Origin of the sequence: Bradyrhizobium diazoefficiens (assembly GCF_016616235.1) — a bacterium.
GTDB classification, from domain to species: Bacteria; Pseudomonadota; Alphaproteobacteria; order Rhizobiales; family Xanthobacteraceae; genus Bradyrhizobium; species Bradyrhizobium diazoefficiens_H.
Genome location: NZ_CP067100.1, coordinates 6,281,961 through 6,301,474 on the forward strand (window position 1 = coordinate 6,281,961; position 19,514 = coordinate 6,301,474).

Annotated in this window: 20 protein-coding genes; 6 read left to right on the forward strand and 14 right to left on the reverse strand. The window is 63.7% G+C overall.

The window, feature by feature from the left end; genetic code table 11:
- Nucleotides 1-53: 53 nt before the first annotated feature.
- The 6 genes from rfbA (at nt 54) to JJB99_RS29920 (ending at nt 5,570) form a co-directional block, all read left to right on the forward strand.
- Nucleotides 54-944 carry a glucose-1-phosphate thymidylyltransferase RfbA gene (rfbA, locus tag JJB99_RS29895; protein ID WP_200495819.1) on the forward strand — a complete coding sequence of 297 codons (891 nt, stop codon included), beginning with the start codon at nt 54-56 and terminating at the stop codon, nt 942-944.
- Nucleotides 945-956: 12 nt separating this feature from the next.
- Nucleotides 957-2,018 (forward strand): dTDP-glucose 4,6-dehydratase, encoded by a 1,062-nt coding sequence (gene rfbB, locus JJB99_RS29900; RefSeq protein ID WP_200495820.1) that lies wholly within the window; start codon nt 957-959, stop codon nt 2,016-2,018.
- A gap of 222 nt (nt 2,019-2,240) precedes the next feature.
- Nucleotides 2,241-2,414, forward strand: a complete 174-nt coding sequence (locus tag JJB99_RS29905; RefSeq protein ID WP_200495821.1) for a hypothetical protein — start codon at nt 2,241-2,243, stop codon at nt 2,412-2,414.
- A 412-nt stretch (nt 2,415-2,826) separates the two neighbouring features.
- The gene (locus tag JJB99_RS29910) at nt 2,827-4,410 is read left to right on the forward strand and encodes an EAL domain-containing protein (protein WP_200495822.1); all 1,584 of its coding nucleotides are present in this window, start codon (nt 2,827-2,829) and stop codon (nt 4,408-4,410) included.
- Between the two features lie 418 nt (nt 4,411-4,828).
- Nucleotides 4,829-5,050 (forward strand): hypothetical protein, encoded by a 222-nt coding sequence (locus JJB99_RS29915; protein WP_200495823.1) that lies wholly within the window; start codon nt 4,829-4,831, stop codon nt 5,048-5,050.
- A gap of 154 nt (nt 5,051-5,204) precedes the next feature.
- Complete coding sequence (locus JJB99_RS29920) at nt 5,205-5,570, forward strand: VanZ family protein (protein WP_200495824.1); 366 nt, start codon at nt 5,205-5,207, stop codon at nt 5,568-5,570.
- Between the two features lie 551 nt (nt 5,571-6,121).
- On the opposite strand, the gene JJB99_RS29925 is transcribed toward JJB99_RS29920, so the two are convergent.
- From JJB99_RS29925 to JJB99_RS29990, 14 genes are all read right to left on the reverse strand, one after another.
- Nucleotides 6,122-6,340, reverse strand: coding sequence for a hypothetical protein (locus JJB99_RS29925; RefSeq protein WP_200495825.1), 219 nt, complete (start codon nt 6,338-6,340; stop codon nt 6,122-6,124).
- Between the two features lie 170 nt (nt 6,341-6,510).
- On the reverse strand, nt 6,511-6,957 hold the full coding sequence (locus tag JJB99_RS29930) for a CHRD domain-containing protein (RefSeq protein ID WP_200495826.1): 447 nt from the start codon (nt 6,955-6,957) through the stop codon (nt 6,511-6,513).
- Nucleotides 6,958-7,101: 144 nt separating this feature from the next.
- A complete protein-coding gene (locus JJB99_RS29935; protein ID WP_200495827.1) occupies nt 7,102-7,386 on the reverse strand; it encodes a hypothetical protein in 285 nt (94 codons plus the stop codon).
- 165 nt (nt 7,387-7,551) lie between these two features.
- Nucleotides 7,552-7,995, reverse strand: a complete 444-nt coding sequence (locus tag JJB99_RS29940; RefSeq protein ID WP_200495828.1) for a hypothetical protein — start codon at nt 7,993-7,995, stop codon at nt 7,552-7,554.
- Between the two features lie 152 nt (nt 7,996-8,147).
- A complete protein-coding gene (locus tag JJB99_RS29945) occupies nt 8,148-9,875 on the reverse strand; it encodes a chemotaxis protein (RefSeq protein ID WP_200495829.1) in 1,728 nt (575 codons plus the stop codon).
- Nucleotides 9,876-9,880: 5 nt separating this feature from the next.
- The gene (locus tag JJB99_RS29950) at nt 9,881-10,972 is read right to left on the reverse strand and encodes a protein-glutamate methylesterase/protein-glutamine glutaminase (protein WP_200495830.1); all 1,092 of its coding nucleotides are present in this window, start codon (nt 10,970-10,972) and stop codon (nt 9,881-9,883) included.
- Between the two features lie 17 nt (nt 10,973-10,989).
- Nucleotides 10,990-11,844 carry a CheR family methyltransferase gene (locus tag JJB99_RS29955; RefSeq protein ID WP_200500357.1) on the reverse strand — a complete coding sequence of 285 codons (855 nt, stop codon included), beginning with the start codon at nt 11,842-11,844 and terminating at the stop codon, nt 10,990-10,992.
- Nucleotides 11,845-11,987: 143 nt separating this feature from the next.
- Nucleotides 11,988-13,790, reverse strand: a complete 1,803-nt coding sequence (locus JJB99_RS29960) for a methyl-accepting chemotaxis protein (protein ID WP_200495831.1) — start codon at nt 13,788-13,790, stop codon at nt 11,988-11,990.
- A gap of 59 nt (nt 13,791-13,849) precedes the next feature.
- Nucleotides 13,850-14,332, reverse strand: coding sequence for a chemotaxis protein CheW (locus tag JJB99_RS29965; protein WP_200495832.1), 483 nt, complete (start codon nt 14,330-14,332; stop codon nt 13,850-13,852).
- A 64-nt stretch (nt 14,333-14,396) separates the two neighbouring features.
- Entirely contained in the window at nt 14,397-16,088 is a 1,692-nt protein-coding gene (locus JJB99_RS29970) for a methyl-accepting chemotaxis protein (RefSeq protein ID WP_200495833.1), read from the reverse strand.
- Between the two features lie 37 nt (nt 16,089-16,125).
- The gene (locus tag JJB99_RS29975) at nt 16,126-16,587 is read right to left on the reverse strand and encodes a chemotaxis protein CheW (RefSeq protein WP_200495834.1); all 462 of its coding nucleotides are present in this window, start codon (nt 16,585-16,587) and stop codon (nt 16,126-16,128) included.
- Nucleotides 16,587-18,683: a chemotaxis protein CheA gene (locus tag JJB99_RS29980; protein WP_200495835.1), complete on the reverse strand. Its 2,097-nt coding sequence runs from the start codon at nt 18,681-18,683 to the stop codon at nt 16,587-16,589. Before JJB99_RS29980 ends, JJB99_RS29975 begins: the two co-directional genes overlap by 1 nt.
- Nucleotides 18,680-19,045 (reverse strand): response regulator, encoded by a 366-nt coding sequence (locus JJB99_RS29985; protein WP_008142319.1) that lies wholly within the window; start codon nt 19,043-19,045, stop codon nt 18,680-18,682. The genes JJB99_RS29980 and JJB99_RS29985 overlap by 4 nt, the downstream gene beginning before the upstream one ends.
- Entirely contained in the window at nt 19,045-19,368 is a 324-nt protein-coding gene (locus JJB99_RS29990; RefSeq protein WP_200495836.1) for an STAS domain-containing protein, read from the reverse strand. The genes JJB99_RS29985 and JJB99_RS29990 overlap by 1 nt, the downstream gene beginning before the upstream one ends.
- Nucleotides 19,369-19,514 lie beyond the last annotated feature (146 nt).

Below are 19,514 nucleotides of genomic sequence, written 5' to 3' on the forward strand. Positions count from 1 at the left end.
GCCGTGCCATCCGTTATCAAGTGGCGGTTGCTGAGCCAAAGCTCCGAGGGCGCATGAAGGGCATCATCCTGGCAGGGGGAACGGGTTCGCGGCTCTATCCTGTGACGGCCGTCGTGTCGAAGCAACTGCTGCCTGTCTTCGACAAGCCGATGATCTATTATCCGCTGTCCACGCTGATGCTGGCCGGCATCCGCGACATTCTGGTCATCACGACGCCGCAGGATCAACCGCTGTTTCAGCGCCTGCTCGGCGACGGAGCGGAGATCGGCCTTTCCTTTTCCTATATCTGCCAGGAAACCCCGCGAGGGCTGGCCGATGCCTTCCTCATCGGTCGCGACTTCATCGGCAAGGACTCCGTCGCCCTGGTGCTCGGCGACAACATCTTCTACGGCAACCGCCTCCAGGAACTGCTCGTGCAGGTCGCCTCGCGAAAGAAAGGCGCCACGATCTTCGGCTATACCGTCAAGTCCGCGGAGCAATATGGCGTCGTCGAGCTCGACGGCGATTTCCGCGCGCTGTCGATCGAGGAGAAGCCGGTAAATCCAAAGTCGAATGTCGCCGTCACGGGGCTCTATTTCTACGATAACGATGTCGTGGATATCGCAGCGGGCATTACCCCCTCGCCGCGCGGCGAGCTCGAGATCACCGACATCAACAATGCCTATCTCGCGCGTGGAGATCTCTACGTGCAGCCGCTCGGCCGCGGCATGGCCTGGCTCGACACCGGCACGCATTCATCGCTGGTCGAAGCCAGCCACTTCGTCCAGATCCTGGAGCAGCGCCAGGGGCTGCGCATCGCCTGCCCGGAGGAGATTGCGCTCCGGCAGGGATACATCTCCCTTGCGGCCTTCGAGAAGCTGGCGCAAAAGAACGCCAAGAGCAGCTACGGCCAGTATCTGCTGTCGGTCTACCGCTCGTTCGGGCGCGAGGCGGGCGGCTCCTGAAACAGAGACCGAATGCGCTTTGAGAGCATCACCATCTTCGTGACCGGCGGTGCGGGCTTCATCGGCTCGGCCGTGATCCGGCATCTGTTGGCCGATACCGGTGCGCGCATCGTCAACATCGACAAGCTGACCTACGCGGCCAACCTCGATTCACTGCCCGGCGCGTCTGGCCATCCGCGCTATGTCTTCGCGCAGCAATGCATCGGCGATGCCGCCGGTTTGCGGACATTGTTCGAGCAATACCAGCCGGACGCCGTGATGAATCTGGCCGCGGAAAGCCACGTCGACCGTTCGAGCGACGGCCCGGCGGAATTCATCCAGACCAACGTGGTCGGCACGTTCACGCTGCTGCAGGAGGCGCTGCGCCACTGGCAGGGATCGACGCCTGCGCGCCGCGCGCGCTTCCGCTTTCTTCACGTCTCGACCGACGAGGTGTTCGGATCGCTCGGCCCCAACGGCCTGTTCGGCGAGGACACCGCCTATGCGCCGAACTCGCCTTATTCAGCGAGCAAGGCCTCGTCGGACCATCTCGTGCGCGCGTGGCGGCAGACCTACGGGCTTCCCACCATCGTGACGAACTGCTCGAACAATTACGGCCCCTGCCAATTTCCCGAGAAGCTCATTCCGCACATGATCATTCGCGGACTGGCGGGCGAACCGTTGCCGGTCTATGGCGACGGCGCCCACATCCGCGACTGGCTCTATGTCACAGATCACGCGGAAGCGCTGACGCTGACTCTCGAGCACGGCAGGGTCGGCGAGACCTACAACATCGGCGCGCGCTGCGAACGGTCCAATCTCGACGTGGTGGAGCGCATCTGCGATCTGCTCGACGAGATTTCGCCTGGTGCCGCGAAGCGTCGCGGCCTGATCGGCTTCGTGGCCGACCGGCCCGGCCACGACCTCCGCTACGCCATGGACCCCGGCAAGATCGAACGCGAACTCGGCTGGCGGCCGCGCGAGGATTTCGAGAGCGGACTTGCCAAGACCGTCCGCTGGTTTTGCGACAACCGAACATGGTGGCAGAACATCCTCGATCGCGGCTATCGGAGCGCACGCATCGGTCTAGGCTAGCGAAAACACCGTGATCTTACGGAGCGGTGCGCACCAACTTCGTCCCGGTAAGGTTGAGAGGTTAGCTTAATCCGCGTTGTTTGTTGCGAACGCCGCGGGATCGCATATCCATTGTCGCACCCGGGCTGCCCCAAGCCCGGCCCCACCCAAGCAAAGCCGTCGAGCGAACATGGGTCCGCTTGGCGGCTTTGTCGTTGTGTCGACGAGAGGATGATTTTGGTTATGGCGCGCAGGCCCTGGTCGTTCAAGGAAGACCGCCGGCTGATGGAGTTGGCCAAGTCTTCGACATCGCTGGAAGAGGCGGCGAAGCTTCTCGGTCGCTCGCCCGATGCGATCAAGCGCATGGCCTTGCGGCTCGGCCTGTCGCTGAAATCCAAGGGCGCCAAGAAGAGCTAGCCGCCAAGCGGAAGGCCCGCTGCGTTGAGTTGGGGAACCACACCCAGCGCTCCGCGTTGTCTCTGCAGAATCTGCTGAGAAGGCGGAGATTCCATTGTGGTGCATTATTTCATTATCGCGGCATCGATCTGGCTAGCTCTTAACATTGCATTCGTAGTCCTACGGCTCTGGGTCACCAGGCCGGAACGCCGTCGGGCCGGCCCCATGAGCGGTCAGCCAAGCGCTGTTCGGCTCAGGGCGCATCCATATCGCCGGGCGTGACCCACACGCCGCGACGACAAACCGGCTCGCTGCGACGCAGCGAATATTGGTTCATACATCGGCAAGTCATCGGCAAGGGCGGTCGTCTTAAACCTTATTTAGCGCCTCCGGCTGTAGGGTTCGGGTAATCCTCTCTTAACCCCTGGGCCGGATGAAAGCAGCGCGGCCAAAACTCACACTGGCGGCGCTCGTGCTTGCGGGCACGACGGCGTTCGGCCTTGCCGGTCATCTCGCTGCGACACGCTTCATCCACGATCAGCAGGCACGACAGCTCGACGAGCTGACCGAGGTGGTGCTGCGCCGGTCCGAATTCGCCGTCGACTTTGCCGCCGCCAGCCTCGACGAGCTCGCAGGGCGCGGCCTCGCCACCTGCGATCCCGCCTCGCTCCAGGCCATCCGGCTCCACGTCTATCAGCGCTCTGCCGTGAAGGACGTCCGCCTCGTCAACGCGGACGGCTCGGTCATCTGCTCGGCTTATTCGGAGACGCTCGAGTTCGACAAGGGCTGGGTCGATCGCACCGACATGCTGTCCTCCAGCAATTCAAAGGTGATGCTGTTCCGCGTCGAGCAGTTCGGCGGCGATGCGCTCGGCGTGCTCAGGGACATCGGCGGCAACAAGGCGCTGGTCGCCATCCTCGGCATCAATGCCAGCCTGTTCGACATCATGCCGGCGGAGCTGCGCGCACATGGCGATGTTTTGCTGGCGCTCACCAATGGCGCGCAGCTTGGCGAGTTCACGCTCGAGGCCGACAAGGCGCTGCCGCATTCCGTCGTGTTCGAGAAGAGCTCCAACCGCTATCCGCTGCGCACGGCCATCCGCATCGACAAGACCGTGCTGTCCACATGGAACAGCGAGGCCTATTGGCCGGCAATGGCGATCGCGCTCGCACTCGGTGTCCTGTTCGGCGTCCTCCTGTCGCGCACAAGGCGCATGGAAGGGCCCGTCGCCGACCTCGACCGCGCGCTGGTGCGCGGCGAGTTCACGCCGTATTTCCAGCCGATCTTCGACCTGAGGACCGGCCAGATCAAAGGCTGCGAGATATTGGCCCGCTGGCTGCGCGAGGATGGCTCGGTGATTCCGCCGATGAACTTCATCCCGCTCGCCGAGTCCAGCGGACGGATCGGAGCCATGACCTGGCAGATTCTCGGCCGTGCGCTGGACGATCTCCAGCCGCATTTGCGGAGCGACAAGGATTTCAAGCTCTCGCTCAACGTCGTGCCGAAGCACCTCCTGAGCGCTGGCTTCGTCGACAAGCTTCGCGGCACCGTCGCGGCCGCAAAGGTCTCTGCACGGCAGATCGTGGTCGAGGTCACCGAGCGCGACGAGCTCGAGGATCTGCCGCGCGCCGCAGCCGTGGTCGGCGAGCTGCGCGACTATGGCTTCCGCGTCGCGATCGACGACGTTGGCGTCGGCCATAGCGGGCTGTCGCGGCTGAAGGGGCTCGGCGCCAACACGATCAAGATTGACAAGTTCTTCGTCGACACCATTACGGTGGACGCCTCGACCACGACCATCGTTGAGATGCTGGTGGCACTCGCCAGGGATTTTCACATGACGGTCGTCGCCGAAGGCGTCGAGACCGAGGCGCAGGTCCGGGCGCTGATCTCGTGCGGCGTCGAAGAGGGCCAGGGCTATCTCGTCGCCGCGCCGCTGCCGTTCAGGAAATTCATCGAACTTGTCGAGCAACGCAGTCGGGCAACGGGCACGACACCGGATGTCGAGCTCGTCGCCTAGAGCCATCCCATCGGTCTTCACGCAGCGAACGCGCCAAGCGTCCGAATTCGAACATGGCACGGCAAATGCTTCGAACGGCCCATGCTGGCACTGCTCACCCTGTTTGCTGCTTTCGCGACCGGATTTGCTTCAGGCTACGGCGTCCGCGACCGCGTTCACGGCGCCGCCGACGCAGGTTGAAGCGCGTGGCCTGCTGAACGGGCTTGATTCGAGCCTCTGGCGATGTCCGGATCAGCGCACATGTGCGAAGTCCTCCAGGACTCGCAATTGCCCTCGCACTGCCGGCTTTGCAAAAGTTCCGGGGCGTGCGGGCAAATTCATGTGATCGCACGTCACCGGAAGTCCGCAAAACTGCCTTATGAATGTTGAGCAGCTGCGGTATCGCGGAGGCACTCGTCTCGATGATGGTAACTTCCGCATGCTCGATCTGGTCCTCTTCGCCGTCATCGTGCCAATCGCGTTCGGTGCAGGCTACGCTACGCGCTCCGTGGTGTCGCATCGACGCCGCACGAAATATCTCAAATGGAAGCCCTATGTCCGGCCTTCCACGTCGTCTCAGCCGCCACAATTCCTGATCCGTCCTCAGGGCGGAAACGTCGCTCAAATGCCCCGGGTTGCGTCGGGCGGCCGTCGCGGCTGATCTCCAAGGGTGCGTGCCCGTCGCCTTCCGCGACGATGTGCCCGTCCCCATGGCGCGTCGATCCCCGCGCTCCCTTGAGCAAGGCCGCCGGCACTCCTTAACGATAGTAAAGGGTTTCTCCGTACCCCGCGTGGAATTGGGGTATCGTGAGAACATGGTTCGAAACCCGGTTTTTGCGTCCGCAGCCATCTGCCTCGCCCTGATAACATACGCCACGCTGGCGAAGTTAACGGGTAGACCGGTCCTGATCGGCCATCACGAGGCCTATTGGATCGTCGTTGTCGAACGATTCAGTGCCTACGGCCTGCTGGGCTTTCTCTTTTCCTTCCTGCTGCCCGGACGCTTCGGTCTGGCTTGTGCCCTGGTCATATCGATCGCGATCGGGCTGGAGGTCCTGCAGGCGTTCACGCCCGACCGCGATCCGGCTTTCCAGGACATGCTGCAAAAAGCGGCAGGTGGAACCGTGGGCGTGCTGTTGGCCCAGACGATCCTCGCCTTCTTGCCGAGACCGCCGTCCTAAAGCGCGATGCGATTACGACGAATCGTCATCGCGCTTTAGGCCATTGTCTTAGCGTGATCCTTTCGGGAAACCGCTTCGCACTTTTCCGGATCATACTTTAGGCCATATCGTGGCAGGCCCGCGCTGCTATAAGGTGCGGCAACGCGCAGCTGGCAACCTATTGCTTCTGATTCACAATCGCCGCCTGCCCGAAGGGATTCGAACGATGATCGGCAAACCTCACATGCTCCTGGCCGGAGCTTTGTTCGTCGCCACAATCGTGCCGGCAGCAGCTCAGGGGACCTACTCGAACGGTGTGCGCAGCGGCTACTCCGGAACCAATTCCAGTTCGCCGAACTCGGCCGCGACGTCCGCAGGAGCGTCCTCCTCTCCGACGTCAACGTCCCGGAACATCGGGACCGGCCAGGGACGAACGGAGGGCGCGCTGGGCCTTACGCCGCAATTGCAAAGAGAGATGGGAATCCGTCGTCAACAATAGCGACCGACACGGCTCCGCCAAATCACCAATCGGGGTTGCCTAGGGCTCTCGCCCTGGCTGAAACGCCGCGCTGTCAGCGGCTCACCGGTTCTTCCGGTGGCTCCCGATCACGAACCACCGCACGCGCGGTTCCAAGATCGGTCGCCTGACCGCTATGCGAGTGCAACATGATCTCGAACGACTTCTTGACCCCGCCAAGGTCATGGTCGATCGACGCGTCGTGAAGCATGGCGCGCGCATCGGTATGAAAAAGCAGGGCTGCTGCAATAGCCAGAGGAAACACGTGCTTCATGGTGGGTCCGACATCAATTCCGGCGTGACGTTATTGCCGGGAAAGTGCGACGAAATAGCGACCCTTTCGTTGCCGCTGAGCGGCCCTTTCGAGCGATCTCAAGCGTGATCGCTCCGGACCGAGGCCAGTAGCCAGGACCGAGCTGCCGGAGCTGGATTTGGCAGCGGCCTCTATTTCATCATCTGTCCGCGCAACTCACCGCCTGGATTGGCGGCAGTATGAATGTTCGCGTACCACTTGCCGGCCAGGAGATCCGCAGCCTGCGTCTCCGTGAGCGTGGCGTTGCCCTGGATTGGGCTCTGCACCGTTTTGAACGGCAAGGCGATGCCGGCGTTCTTGCCGGCTTCACTAGGGCCATGGAAATGGGCACCCATCGCGGGGCCGGTCAGGCCGGTATATGTGACCGTGTAGGTCAGCATTTTCGTCTCGGTGTCGTAGGTCGCTTCCGCCTTGCCCGTCCCGGGCGAATTGTTCGGAGGCACTTCATTGCCGCCTTTGAGGTCGGCTTGAAGTTTCACGACCTCCGCGCTCGCTGGCACGGTTGTGGCAATCGTCCCCGCGCCCAACAGCGCTGTTCCCACCAACGTCACGCACGCCCGATAAGCGGCCTTCCTCATGACATCCTCCTGCAGGCTGTATGCCCGTCCGGGTTGAAACCCCGCGGCCCAGCCGGAAATTCCGGTGGCGGATTTATGCCTGATTCGGGGCCGCTATAGCGTGAATCTCGGCGGAAATCGCAATGGCCAGATCCGGGCGGCCGCTCAAGCCGCCCCGCGCCGGTCGAAGAACTCCTGCGGCGTCAGGAGTTCGGCCATCTGCCGATGCGTGGCCTGGAGCGCTTCGATGGCACTGTCGAGATCGAAATCCGATTCGCGGACGGAGGCGAAGAACTTGGCCGTCAACGCCAGATCCAGTTTGACGCGCGTCGTCCCGTCGCGGCTCTTGCGACGGTCAAGCGACAGGTGAATGGCCCGCAGCCTGGCTTCACTGCTGTTGCAGTCGCAGAGTCGTGCGAGTTCGTCGTAGGTCATCCAGATCTGAGGCATGTTCTTCCACCACCGTTATCGAGCTTCAGATTAGGTCTCACGTCTAAAGGCACGGTTGCTTTCGGCGCGGGCGCGGCGTCTTTTCAAGGCAACAACGTCAATGCAATGCTAAAGGCGTCCTGCCAGGACCGGATAGCTCGCATGCCTCCATATCCGGCAACGAGACTAGGACACGGAAGGTTTCGAAGGTCCAGGGAAGTGACCCGGCCAGGACCGGCTGTCGAGGCCCTTTGGCAACTTGTCATTGAGCTTTACGATCTCGCATCGCGCCTCGGCGGCGGGTTGATCTTCCTGGCTGTAGATCAGCGTCGCCTCGAACTTCACGCCAGGTGCCTCCCTGGCCGTGCCCGAGCAGGTTGCCATCGCACCGCTGCACAGGCCGGAGAGTTCGACCTCGACCTCATCCGGACCGAACAGTGTCGGCGGACCCTCGGCATAGCGTTTCGTGGTCAGGACCGCCGTGAAACGCTGCTCGTCGACCCGATAAGAGCCACCATAGGTGAAGAAGCTGTCGCTGCCCGAGATCCGGCCCTCGGCCAGATGTACGACGCCGGTGCCCTGGCCACGCGGGGTCCTGAACCAGGCAGCGTATTTGCCGTCTCTCAGCATGAAAAACATCCGTCGCAAAAACTCACCCGTATTTGCAACCAACTCTGGGGCGCGACAATGACCGATGCGGCGAGCATTTCGCCACGGTTAACGCCCTGCAAAGCCAACCCGTCAAATTTCTACCCGCGTGCGTAAAGGCGCGGCGGCGAACGTCAGAACAATTCTATGCCGTCATCCGCGGCCTCGACCGCCTGCACCCGTCCCGCGGTAGCGATCGATGCCAGCCCAAGCGTTTGCAAGAATTCCCGATGGACATCCCGCTCGCGCTCCATGGTGTAGCGAGCGAAGAGATCGTCGAGCATCGCCTGATCCTGAGCCTGCGGTCGTGGCCGCTGTGGGCCCGCGCTCGCCGTATCGAGGCGCGCGGCAACCGCAGGCAAAGTCGCGGAGGCCTCGCCGAGCGAGGTCATCAGGCCTTGCGCCGAATTCATCAGGCCTTCGAATTCCGCGCCTTCATCGACGAGCCGGCTCATCAGCTTGCCGAGCCGTTCGTTGCCGGCCTCGACTTCGCGCAACGCCTGGAGGATCTGCGGCTCGAGCTTGGCAAGCTGCGTCGGATCGCCCTGCACACGAAGCTGTTTCAGCTCATGAGCCGAGCGTTCGATGCCATCGAGCACCGGCCGCAGGCGCCCTGCGCCGCCGGAGACCTGATCGGCGGTCGCCTTGAGCTCGTTGGCGATCACGACGAAGGCGCTGCCGCGGCTGCCGAGATGGCTGGCCTTGAGGCCGGCATTCATGCCAATCAGCGTGATGTCGACGGTCGCCTCGCCGAGCCCGGCGATCGCCTGGCGAAATTTTGCCAGCGTGTCCTCGACGATGGCCAAGGCCTCGTCGACCTCGCGGCCGGCGCTCTCGCAGGTGGCGATCAGGGTCGAGGCGTGCGCCAGCGTCTGCTTGATGCGCGTCAGGAACGACGAGGAGCCGCCCTCCTCGGCGCCGAACAGCGTGCGGCCGCGGCCGACGACGCTGCCCGCATCGTGCAGGATCGCCGTCAGGGCGCGAACGATCTGGCCGATGTCGCCACCGAACTCGCGCTGGGCGTCCCTGAGCAGGGCTGCCTGCAGCTGGCAGATCGCGCGCGCGCCGTCCTCGCTCGCGACCGGCTCGGGCACGAGGCTCGGCGAAGACTCAGACGCAAGGCCGAGGCCGCGACAGACGTGCTCGAGCCGCTGGCGCGCGCTATCGCCCGCCTGCAAAGAAATGATCGCGCCACCGACCGCCTCGGCGATCTTCCTGGTGCTGGCGCCCGCGAGGTCGGCAAGATGGCTGCTTCTGCTGCGCTGGTCGCGCAATCCGGAATAGGCCGCGCCGAGTTCGGCACTCTCCGACACCAACTGCCTGGCGTAGCGGCTCTCGAATTCCTTCTGCCGGCCGGAGGCCGTGACAACGGCATCGGACAGGCGCTGCTGGTCGCGCGCGCAGCCTTCGATCGAGCCTTGCACCGCCTTGCCGAGATCGTAAGCCTCCTGTGTGAAGGCGAGGAAACCCTCACGATCACCATCGAGCGAGGCCGCCTCGATCCGCGCACTGCGCGCGATGATCGTGATCATCCCGATGTGCTTGAACAGCGGCTTGAGCAGCGAAGACGCCTCGGCCGTGCTCTTGCCGATCCTCTCCAGCAGGGCGCTCTCCGCCGGCAGCGCCTCGGCCAGTTCGCTGAGCCGGGCGGCGATCTCCTGCAAGGCGGTCGCAGCGCCCTCGATCTCGGCGCCGGAGACCTCCTCCGAGAGCGTCGCGAGACCCTGGTTCAGTTCCTTGAAGATGAGGTGGCCACGGCCGAGCTCATGGCCGACCCGCGCGAAGACGTCCTCGATGCGCGACGAGACATCCTCGATCGCCGCAGTCGCCTCAGTGAGCGTGCTGGCCGGAATGACGGACATTGCAATCAACCTGCCACCGCGACGTGGCCGGCCTGGTACCAGAGCATGATCTCGCGCGGAATGTGGTGCAGCGAGACCACCTTCTCGACACCCCCATGGGCGATCGCTTCCTTGGGCATGCCGAACACGACGCAGCTCTCCTCATCCTGCGCCCGGGTCGCGGCGCCGAGCCTGCGCATCTCCAGCATTCCGCGCGCGCCGTCGTCGCCCATTCCGGTCATGATCACGCCGAGCGCATTGGCGCCGGCGTGCTGGGCCGCCGAGCGGAACAGCACGTCAACCGACGGGCGATGCCGCGACACCGGCGGGCCGTCCTTGATCGCGATCTGATAGCGCAGGCCGATGCGCTGGAGCAGCATGTGCCGGGCGCCCGGCGCGATGTAGGCGCAGCCCGGCAGCACCAGCTCGCCGTCCTCGGCCTCTTTGACGTGGATCTGGCAGACGCCGTCGAGGCGTTTCGCGAAAGCCGCCGTGAAGCCCGCCGGCATGTGCTGGACGATGACGATGGGCGGACAATGCGGCGGCAGCATCTCGAGGACATCATTGAGCGCTTCGGTTCCGCCGGTCGATGCACCGATGCACACGATGCCTTCCGTCCTCGGCCGGACCCTGCCCTGCACCGGCGGCGGGATGATGGCGTCGGCCGTCAGCTTCTTCTCGACCAGGCGGCGCTCGGCCCGCGGGCGCACCCGCGCGCGCGCCGCCGACTTGACGGCCTCACGCAGCCGCGTCGAGCATTCCAGCAGCGCCTGCCGCGTGTCGATCTTGGGTTTCGGCACGATGTCGACCGCGCCGGCCTCGAACGCCTCGAACATCACGTTCGAGCCTTCTTCGGTGAGCGAGGAGCAGATGATCACCGGGATCGGACGCTGTGCCATGATCTTGCGCAGGAAGGTCATGCCGTCCATCCTGGGCATCTCGATGTCGAGGATCATGACATCAGGGATTTCATTCTGGAGACGTCGCGCCGCGGCGAACGGGTCGGACGCCGTGCCCATCACCTCGATATCGGGGTCGTCATTAAGGATCGTCTGCAGGATTTGGCGCACCGACGCCGAATCGTCCACGATCAGTACGCGAACTTTCTCCCTAGGCATCTTGGGCGGCGCTCCGATCAGACCTTGAAAATGGTTGGCTGGACTTGCTTCAAACCTGGCACTGCACTGTGAATCATCGATTCCGAATGCCCGACCAGGAGATAGCCGCCGGACCGCAAATGGCTACACAATTGCTCGATTACCTTGCGCTGCGTCTCGCGCTCGAAATAGATCAGGACATTGCGGCAGAAGATGATGTCGACGTCGCGGTCGACCGGATAGGACGCATCCATGAGGTTCATCCGCATGAAATGCGTCATGCGCCGCAGCTCGGGCACCACCCGCACCTCATCCCGCGACTTGTCGCGGGACGACAGGAAATACCGCTTCACGAAGTTTTCCGGCACCGGGGCGAGCACGTCGCGGGTGTAGATCGCGGTCTTGGCGAGGCGCAGCACCGCCGTCGAAATGTCGGTCCCGAGGATGCGGTACTGAAAACGCGATCCGTTCCGCGTCATGTCGTCCAGCACCATGGCGGTGGTGTAGGCTTCCATGCCGGTCGAGCTCGCTGAGCTCCAGATCTTCAGGTTCGCGTTCTTGCGCCCGTGCGACTTGAGCAGCGCGGGGATTGCAACGTCGCGCATGAAGGTGAAGTGCTGCGGTTCGCGGAAGAAGTCGGTCTTGTTGGTCGTCACCACATCGATGAGATGAGTGAGCTCGGTGTTGAAATGCTCGGCATCGAACAGGTTCTCGACATATTCGTTGAGGTCGGAGAAGTTCAGCGCCCGCACGCGCTTGTGCAGCCGTCCCTCCAGCATCAGCCGCTTGCCCTGCGGCAGCTTGATGCCGACCTGGCCCTCGATCAGTTCGGCGATGGTCCGGAAGTGACGGTCCGACAGATGGACGGCCGTGTCCTGCACGGCGGGCATCATCGCTGCATGCCCCCAGCCGGAATGGTCGCCGCCTGCGCTGGATATCGGGCCGAACAGGCCATCTTGCATCCTGAGTGTTTACGCAATTGCTGAAACCGGATCGACCCACCGGTGAAGGGCGGGCCGATCCCTTAAAACGGGTCTTAGCGCTGGAAGTCGGCGTCCCGATCGTCCTCGCCCTCGTTCATGTCGAAAGCAAAGCCGCCGCCACCGGCCACCTTCATCGCGCGCGCCGGCTTAACCTGCGGCTTCCTGGCCGGACGCTCGACGGCCGCCATGGTGGCCGCCTTGGCGCGGAGCTGATTGACCGCCCGGTCGATTGGCGCCGGAGCCTGGCTCTTTGCGCCGTGGTCGATGCGGAAATAGGCGATGGTCGACTGGAGCTGCTCGGCCTGCGAGGCCAGTTCCTCGGACGTCGAGGACACCTGCTCGGAGGCGCTGGCGTTCTGCTGGCCGACCTTGTCGAGCTGCTGGATCGCCTGATTGATCTGCGCCGAGCCGACGTCCTGCTCGCGGCAAGCCGCGGTGATCTCCTCGACGAGCTCTGCCGTCCGTTTGATGTCGGGGACGAGCTTGGACAGCATCGAGCCGGCCTCCTGCGCCACCTTGACCGTCTCGGCCGAGAGCGTTCCGATCTCGGCCGCAGCCGCCTGGCTGCGCTCGGCGAGCTTGCGCACTTCGGAGGCGACCACCGCAAAGCCCTTGCCATGCTCGCCGGCGCGCGCAGCCTCGACCGCGGCGTTGAGCGCGAGCAGGTCGGTTTGACGCGCGATCTCCTGGACGATGGTGATCTTCTCGGCGATGGTCTGCATCGCGTTGACGGCACGTCCGACCGCGGCACCGCTGGCTTCGGCGTCCTTGGCCGACTGCGCTGCGATCTTCTCGGTCTGATTGGCGTTGTCGGCGTTCTGCTTCACGTTCGAAGCCATCTCCTCCATCGAGGAGGAGGCTTCCTCGGCGGACGATGCCTGCTCGGTCGCGCCCTGCGAGAGCTGCTCGGCGCTGGCGGAGAGCTCCTGGCTGCCGGCCGAGACGTTCTGCGCAGCGGTCAGGGCTTCCGACACGATCTGCCGGAGCTTTTCCACCATGCGCTCGAGCGCGAGACCCAGCGTGTCCTTGTCCGACAGCGGCTTGGCTTCGACCGTCAGATTGCCTTGCGATATCTCATTCGCGACGGCCGCGGTCTTGTTGAGGTTGACGGTCATCGCGTTCAGGGATTTCACGAGATCGCCGATCTCGTCGTTGCTGGAAGCATCGATCTTCTGGCTGAGATCACCGATCGCCACAGCATCCGCCAGCCCGACGGCCTTGGCGAGGGACCGGCTGATGCTGATCGAAATCCAGACTGCGCTGATCGCGGCAACGATGAGGGAGACGACAACGAGGACGATGAGAATCAACTGGGCGCGACGGCTGTCTTCACTGGACTGCACAGCCTGCTCGGCCATCTGCCTCTTCGTGTTCGTGACATAGGCTCCCATCGCCTCCGTCGCATCCGCGACCACCTTGCGCCCGTCACCCATCGAGCGCTCCGTCGCCTTGGCCTTGTCCGTCTTTGCCAGCCTGATCGTCTCTTCCTGGTAGACGTTCATCCTGGCGTAGGCGCTCGCAAAGTTGTCGAGCAGTTTCTTGCCACCTTCGCTGGCGAGCGCATAGACCTCGTCCTTGATCTTCGTCGCGTCCTCGCGGAGCTTGGCTGCGTTCAACGCGAATTCATCGGCTTCGCTTGGCGTTCCCAGGATTGCGTTTTTTTCCGCCCTGAGCTGCCGCCAAATGATATTTTCGACTTCGGCTGCCTTCTCCATCCGCTTGGCGCGAAGCACCATGGACTCTGCGGTCGCGGCCATGTCGGCCAACTTCATGTAGCTTACAGCGCCTGCCACGATGAACAGAAGGATGACGACGCCGAAGGCGCCGGCGAGCTTGGCTTTGACGGTGAATCTCATGATCAATCTCATCGGTTCAAATTGGGATTTCTACTCGGCAACGCTTTACGCTTCTCAATTCACGCGGCGCGAGATGCATCGGCTTCGCGCCCTTCCGGGATCTCGTCATGCGCCATCAGCTTGGCGAGATCGAAGATGATGACAAACTTCTCGCCCTTGCGCCCGATGCCGGCCGCATAGTCGGACTGCCATTTGCCACCGACTTCGGGAATCGGCTCGATCGCCTGCTCGTCGATGTCGGTGACCTCGAACACGCAATCGGCGACGAAGCCGACGCCGACCAGGCGGCTCTTCATCGGCACGTCGAGGATGATGATGCGGGTGGCCTCGGTCGCCGCCACGGCCGGCAGGCCGAGCTTGGTTCGGAGATCGACGATCGGATAGCCGCTGCCACGGACGTCGATCATGCCGAGCAGAAAATTCGGCGCGTGCGGCAGGCGCGAGATCGGCCGCATGTCGAGAATTTCACGGACATTGCGGATGCTGATGCCGAACGTCTCGCCGGCGAGCCCGAGCGTCAGATATTGCGAGGTTGCGGCCATGGTGCAGTCCAGGGATCCCAGGTTTCACGAATGAGCGGTCCGGCTACGCGGCCGGACCGGCAGATCAGCGTTGGAACTCGGCGTCGCGGTCGTCTTCGCCGTCATGCATATCGAAGGCGAAACCGCCACCGCCGGCGACTTTCATCGCGCGGGCCGGCTTGCGGACAGGCGCGGGCTTTTTCGCGCCCCGATCTGCGGCCGCCATGGTGGCCGCCTTGGCGCGGAGCTGATTGACCGCCCGATCGATCGGCGCGGCCGCGTGGCCCTTTCCGCCCTGCTCGATGCGGAAGAACGAGATCGTCGATTGGAGCTGCTCAGCCTGCGAGGCGAGCTCCTCGGAGGTCGAGGACACCTGCTCGGACGCACTGGCGTTCTGCTGGCCGACCTTGTCGAGCTGCTGGATCGCCTGGTTGATCTGCGCCGAACCGACGTCCTGCTCGCGGCAGGCCGCGGTGATCTCCTGGACCAGCTCGGCGGTCTTCTTGATGTCGGGGACGAGCTTGGAGAGCATATCGCCGGCTTCCTGCGCGACCTTGACAGTTTCCGTCGACAGCGTGCCGATATCCGCCGCAGCCGCCTGGCTGCGTTCCGCGAGCTTGCGCACTTCGGACGCAACGACCGCAAAGCCCTTGCCGTGCTCGCCGGCGCGCGCGGCCTCGACCGCGGCATTGAGCGCGAGCAGGTCGGTCTGGCGCGCGATCTCCTGCACGATGGTGATCTTCTCGGCGATGGTCTGCATCGCGTTGACGGCGCGGCCTACGGCGACGCCGGTGGCTTCCGCATCCTTGGCCGACTGCGCCGCGATCTTCTCGGTCTGGTTCGCATTGTCGGCGTTCTGCTTCACGTTCGAGGCCATCTCCTCCATCGAGGAGGACGCTTCCTCAGCGGACGATGCCTGCTCGGTCGCGCCCTGCGAGAGCTGCTCAGCGCTGGCGGACAGCTCCTGGCTGCCGGCCGAGACGTTCTGGGCGGCAGTCAGCGCCTCCTGAACGATCTGCTGGAGCTTCTCGACCATTGCATTCAGCGATTTGATGAGATCGCCGACCTCGTCGTTGCTGGCAGAGGGAATGGTCTGGCTGAGATCGCCGGCAGCGACTGCGCCTGCGAGACCGACCGCACGCGCCAGCGAACGGCTGATGCTGATCGAGATCCAGAGTGCCGCGGCAATGGCCACGGCAAGCGAGACTCCGATCAGCGTCATCAGCATGAGTTGCGCCTGGTGGCCTTCCATCTTTGACTCGACCGCCTGCTCCGCCATCTGCTTTTTCGTGTTGACGACATAGGCGCCCATCGTTTCCATCGCATCGGCGACGACCTTGCGGCCTTCTCCCATCGAGCGTTCTGTCGCCTTGGCCTTGTCGGTCTTGCCCAGCCTGATCGTCTCTTCCTGGTAGGCATTCATCTTGGCATAGGCCACAACGAAGCTGTCGAGGAGCTTCTTGCCGGCTTCGCTCGCCAGCGCATAAACCTCGTCCTTGGTCTTTGTCGCATCTTCGCGAAGCTTGACTGCATCGGCGGCGAACTGTTCTGCCTGGGCTTCCGTGCCGAGAATGGAGTTTTTCTCTGCACGAAGCTGAAGCAGGATGTCCTTCTCGATCTGCATCGCTTTCTCCATCCGGGTTGCGCGCAGCACCATGCTGTCTGCGGTGGCCATCATGTCGCCGAGCTTCATGTAAGCCACACCGCCCGCAAGCGCGGACAGGACGATGACCAGGCCGAACGCGCTGGCAAGCTTTGCCTTGACCGTAAATCTCATCTTCAGCCCCTCCCGATCTCGCCCCCGAGACCTGCTCTCAATTCAGAATGCGTTCCATGTTGGGAACGATGACGAACTCTTCACGCCATTTGGCGATGAAACGAATGAATTCAGGCTTCCAGTGCATGCCGACGCGCGGCGTCTGCTGCACGTCGGTCTGCGAAATCTCGGTGACCTCGTAGACCTTGTCGGCGGTGACGCCGACAAGCACCGGCTCGCCGTCGAGCGTGAGCTCGATCACGACGATGCGCGTGTCGGCCGAGTTATCGAGCTGCGGCATGCCGAAACGGATGCGTAGGTCGGCGAGCGGAATGACGTTGCCGCGCACGTTGATCACGCTGGGAACGAAGGCCCGCGCGCCGGCGACCTTGGTCACCGGCACGGGATCGATGATCTCGCGCACGAGACCGGCATCGAGGGCGAACTTCTCCTCGCCGAGGCCGATCATCACGACCTGCATCGCGTCCGTCTGGTGCTCGCCGGCTTGCCCCTCGTTCATCACGCCGCCTCGTTGATGTGCTGCTTCTCGACCTTCGATTGTGCCAGCGTGACGAGCTGGGCGACGTCGAGGATCAGCGCCGCCGTGCCGTCACCCAAAATCGTCGCGCCGGAGAAGATCGTGACGTCGGAATGCAGCTTGGAGAGCGACTTGATCACGGTCTGGTGGTTGCCGATGATCTGGTCGGCGACGAGGCCGACGTGGGTCTCGCCGGTCGAGATGATGATCGTCTTCTGGTGCCGGTCGGGTGTACCCGAAGCGGCCATGATCTCGCGCAAGCGCAGGAACGGGACGAGGTTGCCGCGGACGTTGAGGAAGTTGCGGCCGCGCGAGCGCTCGTCCTCGGCGGTCAGCTCGATGCATTCCTCCACCGCCGACAGCGGGATGATGTAGCGGCCTTCGCCGACGCGGATCAGGAGGCCTTCAATGATCGCGAGCGTCAGCGGCAGGCGCAGCGTCACCGTCGTGCCCTGGCCGGGCCTGGTCGACAGGTCGATCGAGCCGCGCATGTTCTCGATGGTGCGCTTGACCACGTCCATGCCGACGCCGCGGCCCGACAGTGCCGAGATGGTCTGCGCGGTCGAGAAGCCCGGGTGGAACAGGAACTGGTGGATTTCGTGGTCGGTCAGCACGGCGCCCGCGGCGATCAGGCCCTGCTCTTCCGCTTTCGCGCGGATGCGCGCGGTGTTGAGGCCGCCGCCATTGTCCTTCACGGTCACGAGCACCTGCGCGCCGGAATGGACGGCCGCGAGCTCGATCCGACCCTGCTCGGTCTTGCCGTTGGCAGCGCGGGTCGCGGTGTCCTCGATGCCGTGGTCGATCGCGTTGCGGATCAGATGCACCAGCGGATCGGCCAGGCACTCGATCATGGTCTTGTCGAGCTCGGTATCCTCGCCGGTCGTGACGAATTCGACCGGCTTCGACAGGTCACGCGACAGATCATGAACGAGGCGGCGGAAGCGGCCGAACAGCGAGCCGATCGGCACCATGCGCGCGCCCATCGTGGTGTCGCGCAAGGAGGAGGCCAGGCGCTCGATCTCCTCGGCGATCATCTTGATCGAGAGGTCCGAGCCGGAGGAGGCGAGCTGCGTCAGCCGCGCCTGGGCGATGACGAGCTCGCCGACCCGGTCCATCAACTCGTCGAGACGCTCGGCCTGGACGCGGACGGTGGCGATGCCGCGATCCTGCTTGGATTCGAGCTTCGCTTCCGGTTTCGTCTCAGGCTTTGCTTCAGGCTTTACTTCAGGTTTGGGCTCCGCCTTTGCGACGGACTGCGCGGCGACGGGCTCAGCAATCGGCTCGACCGCCGGCGCGATCATCCCGACCACCGGAGCCGACTCCTCGTCGAGGAGCTGGAACAGCGGTAGCGGCGCGGGCGTCTCGACATGCGCGAGCGGCGAGACCGTCAGCTTCATCTCGTCGGAGACGAACATGAAGACGTCGTCGATCGCGTCCTTGTCGCAGGCGGCGTGCAGCTTGACGTCCCACTTCAGATAGCAGTCTTCCGGCTCCATCTCGTCGAGGAACGGGATGCCGTCGGTGACGGGCACGACGAAGCATGGGCCGAGCTTGCAGAGGTCTTCCAGCAGGTCGAGCGGGTTGGAGCCGTTGCGCAGGATGTGGGATTCGAATTCCAGATAGAGATGCCAGCCGGCCTGCTTGCTCTCGGTCGGCGCTAACGGCGGCGCTTCCGCGATCTCGGCGACTTGAGCGGCAGGTTGGTCGGACGAGACGAAGCGCTTGAGGTCGTCGAGGATGGCTTCGCCGATGATGTCGTCGGTCGACTGCGGGTCCTCGATCAGCGCGCGGATATAGTCCTTGGCGGCGAGCGCGACCGAGATCAGCTCCTGGGTCGGCTTGATCTCGCCCTTGCGGACGCGGTCGAAGGCGGTCTCGAATTCGTGGGTGAAGGAGGCGACCTTGTCGAAGCCGAACATCGCGCCCGAACCCTTGATCGTGTGCAGGGCGCGGAAGGCGGAATCGACCAGCTCGCGGTCGTCGGGACGCTGGCCGAGGTCGAGCAGGGCCCCTTCCAGGACCTCGAACAGCTCGCTGGCTTCCTGGCGGAAGACCTCGGTCGGGTCCATCACGTTCATGCGCGCACCAGCTTGCCGACGACTGCGAGCAACTGCTCGGGCTTGAAGGGTTTTGTGATCCACCCCGTGGCGCCGGCGCTCTTGGCTTCCTGCTTCACCGTGTCGTTGGATTCGGTGGTCAGGAACACGATCGGCATGCCGACCGCGCTCGGCAGCTTGCGCAGCGCCCGGATCAGCTCCAGCCCATTCATGACAGGCATATTAAGGTCGGTGATCACGAGGTCGAGCTTGCCGGCCTGCGCCTTGGCAAGCCCTTGCGCGCCGTCGCCGGCCTCGATCACGTTGTGACCGGCCGGCTCGAGCACGACCTTGATCATCTGCCGGATGCTGGGCGAATCGTCGACCGTGAGAATCGTGGCCATCAGGTGCCATCTTTCTTTTGCGGGAAATGCTGATCAATCATCGCCTCGCTGGAAAAGCCGGCGCGGCGAAGGGTGTTGCGCAAGGATTGGGAGAATGATGTGAGCACCACCGGACGGCCCTGCGCTTCGCCGGTCTTGGCGGTCGACAGCAGCAGCTGGATCGAGGTCACGTCGGCCTTGTCGACGCTGGAGCAGTCGATCTCGAGCCGGTCCTGGCGGCCGAAAGCCTCGCGGATCAGGTCATAGACGTTGCGGATCGCAGCGATGCTGCAATCCGCGGGCAGCCGTAGGGACCACTTCGGCTCGGTGACATCAGACGACATTCGTCCCCCAAATTTCCCCCGGGATTCGCTGCACGCATCGCGCGAATCCCGCGCGACGACTATTCGGTGCGGAGAGTGTTCAAACCCCTAATGGGCACCCCCGTACAACTACGGGTAACAAACCAAAAAACTTCGCGTAGACATGC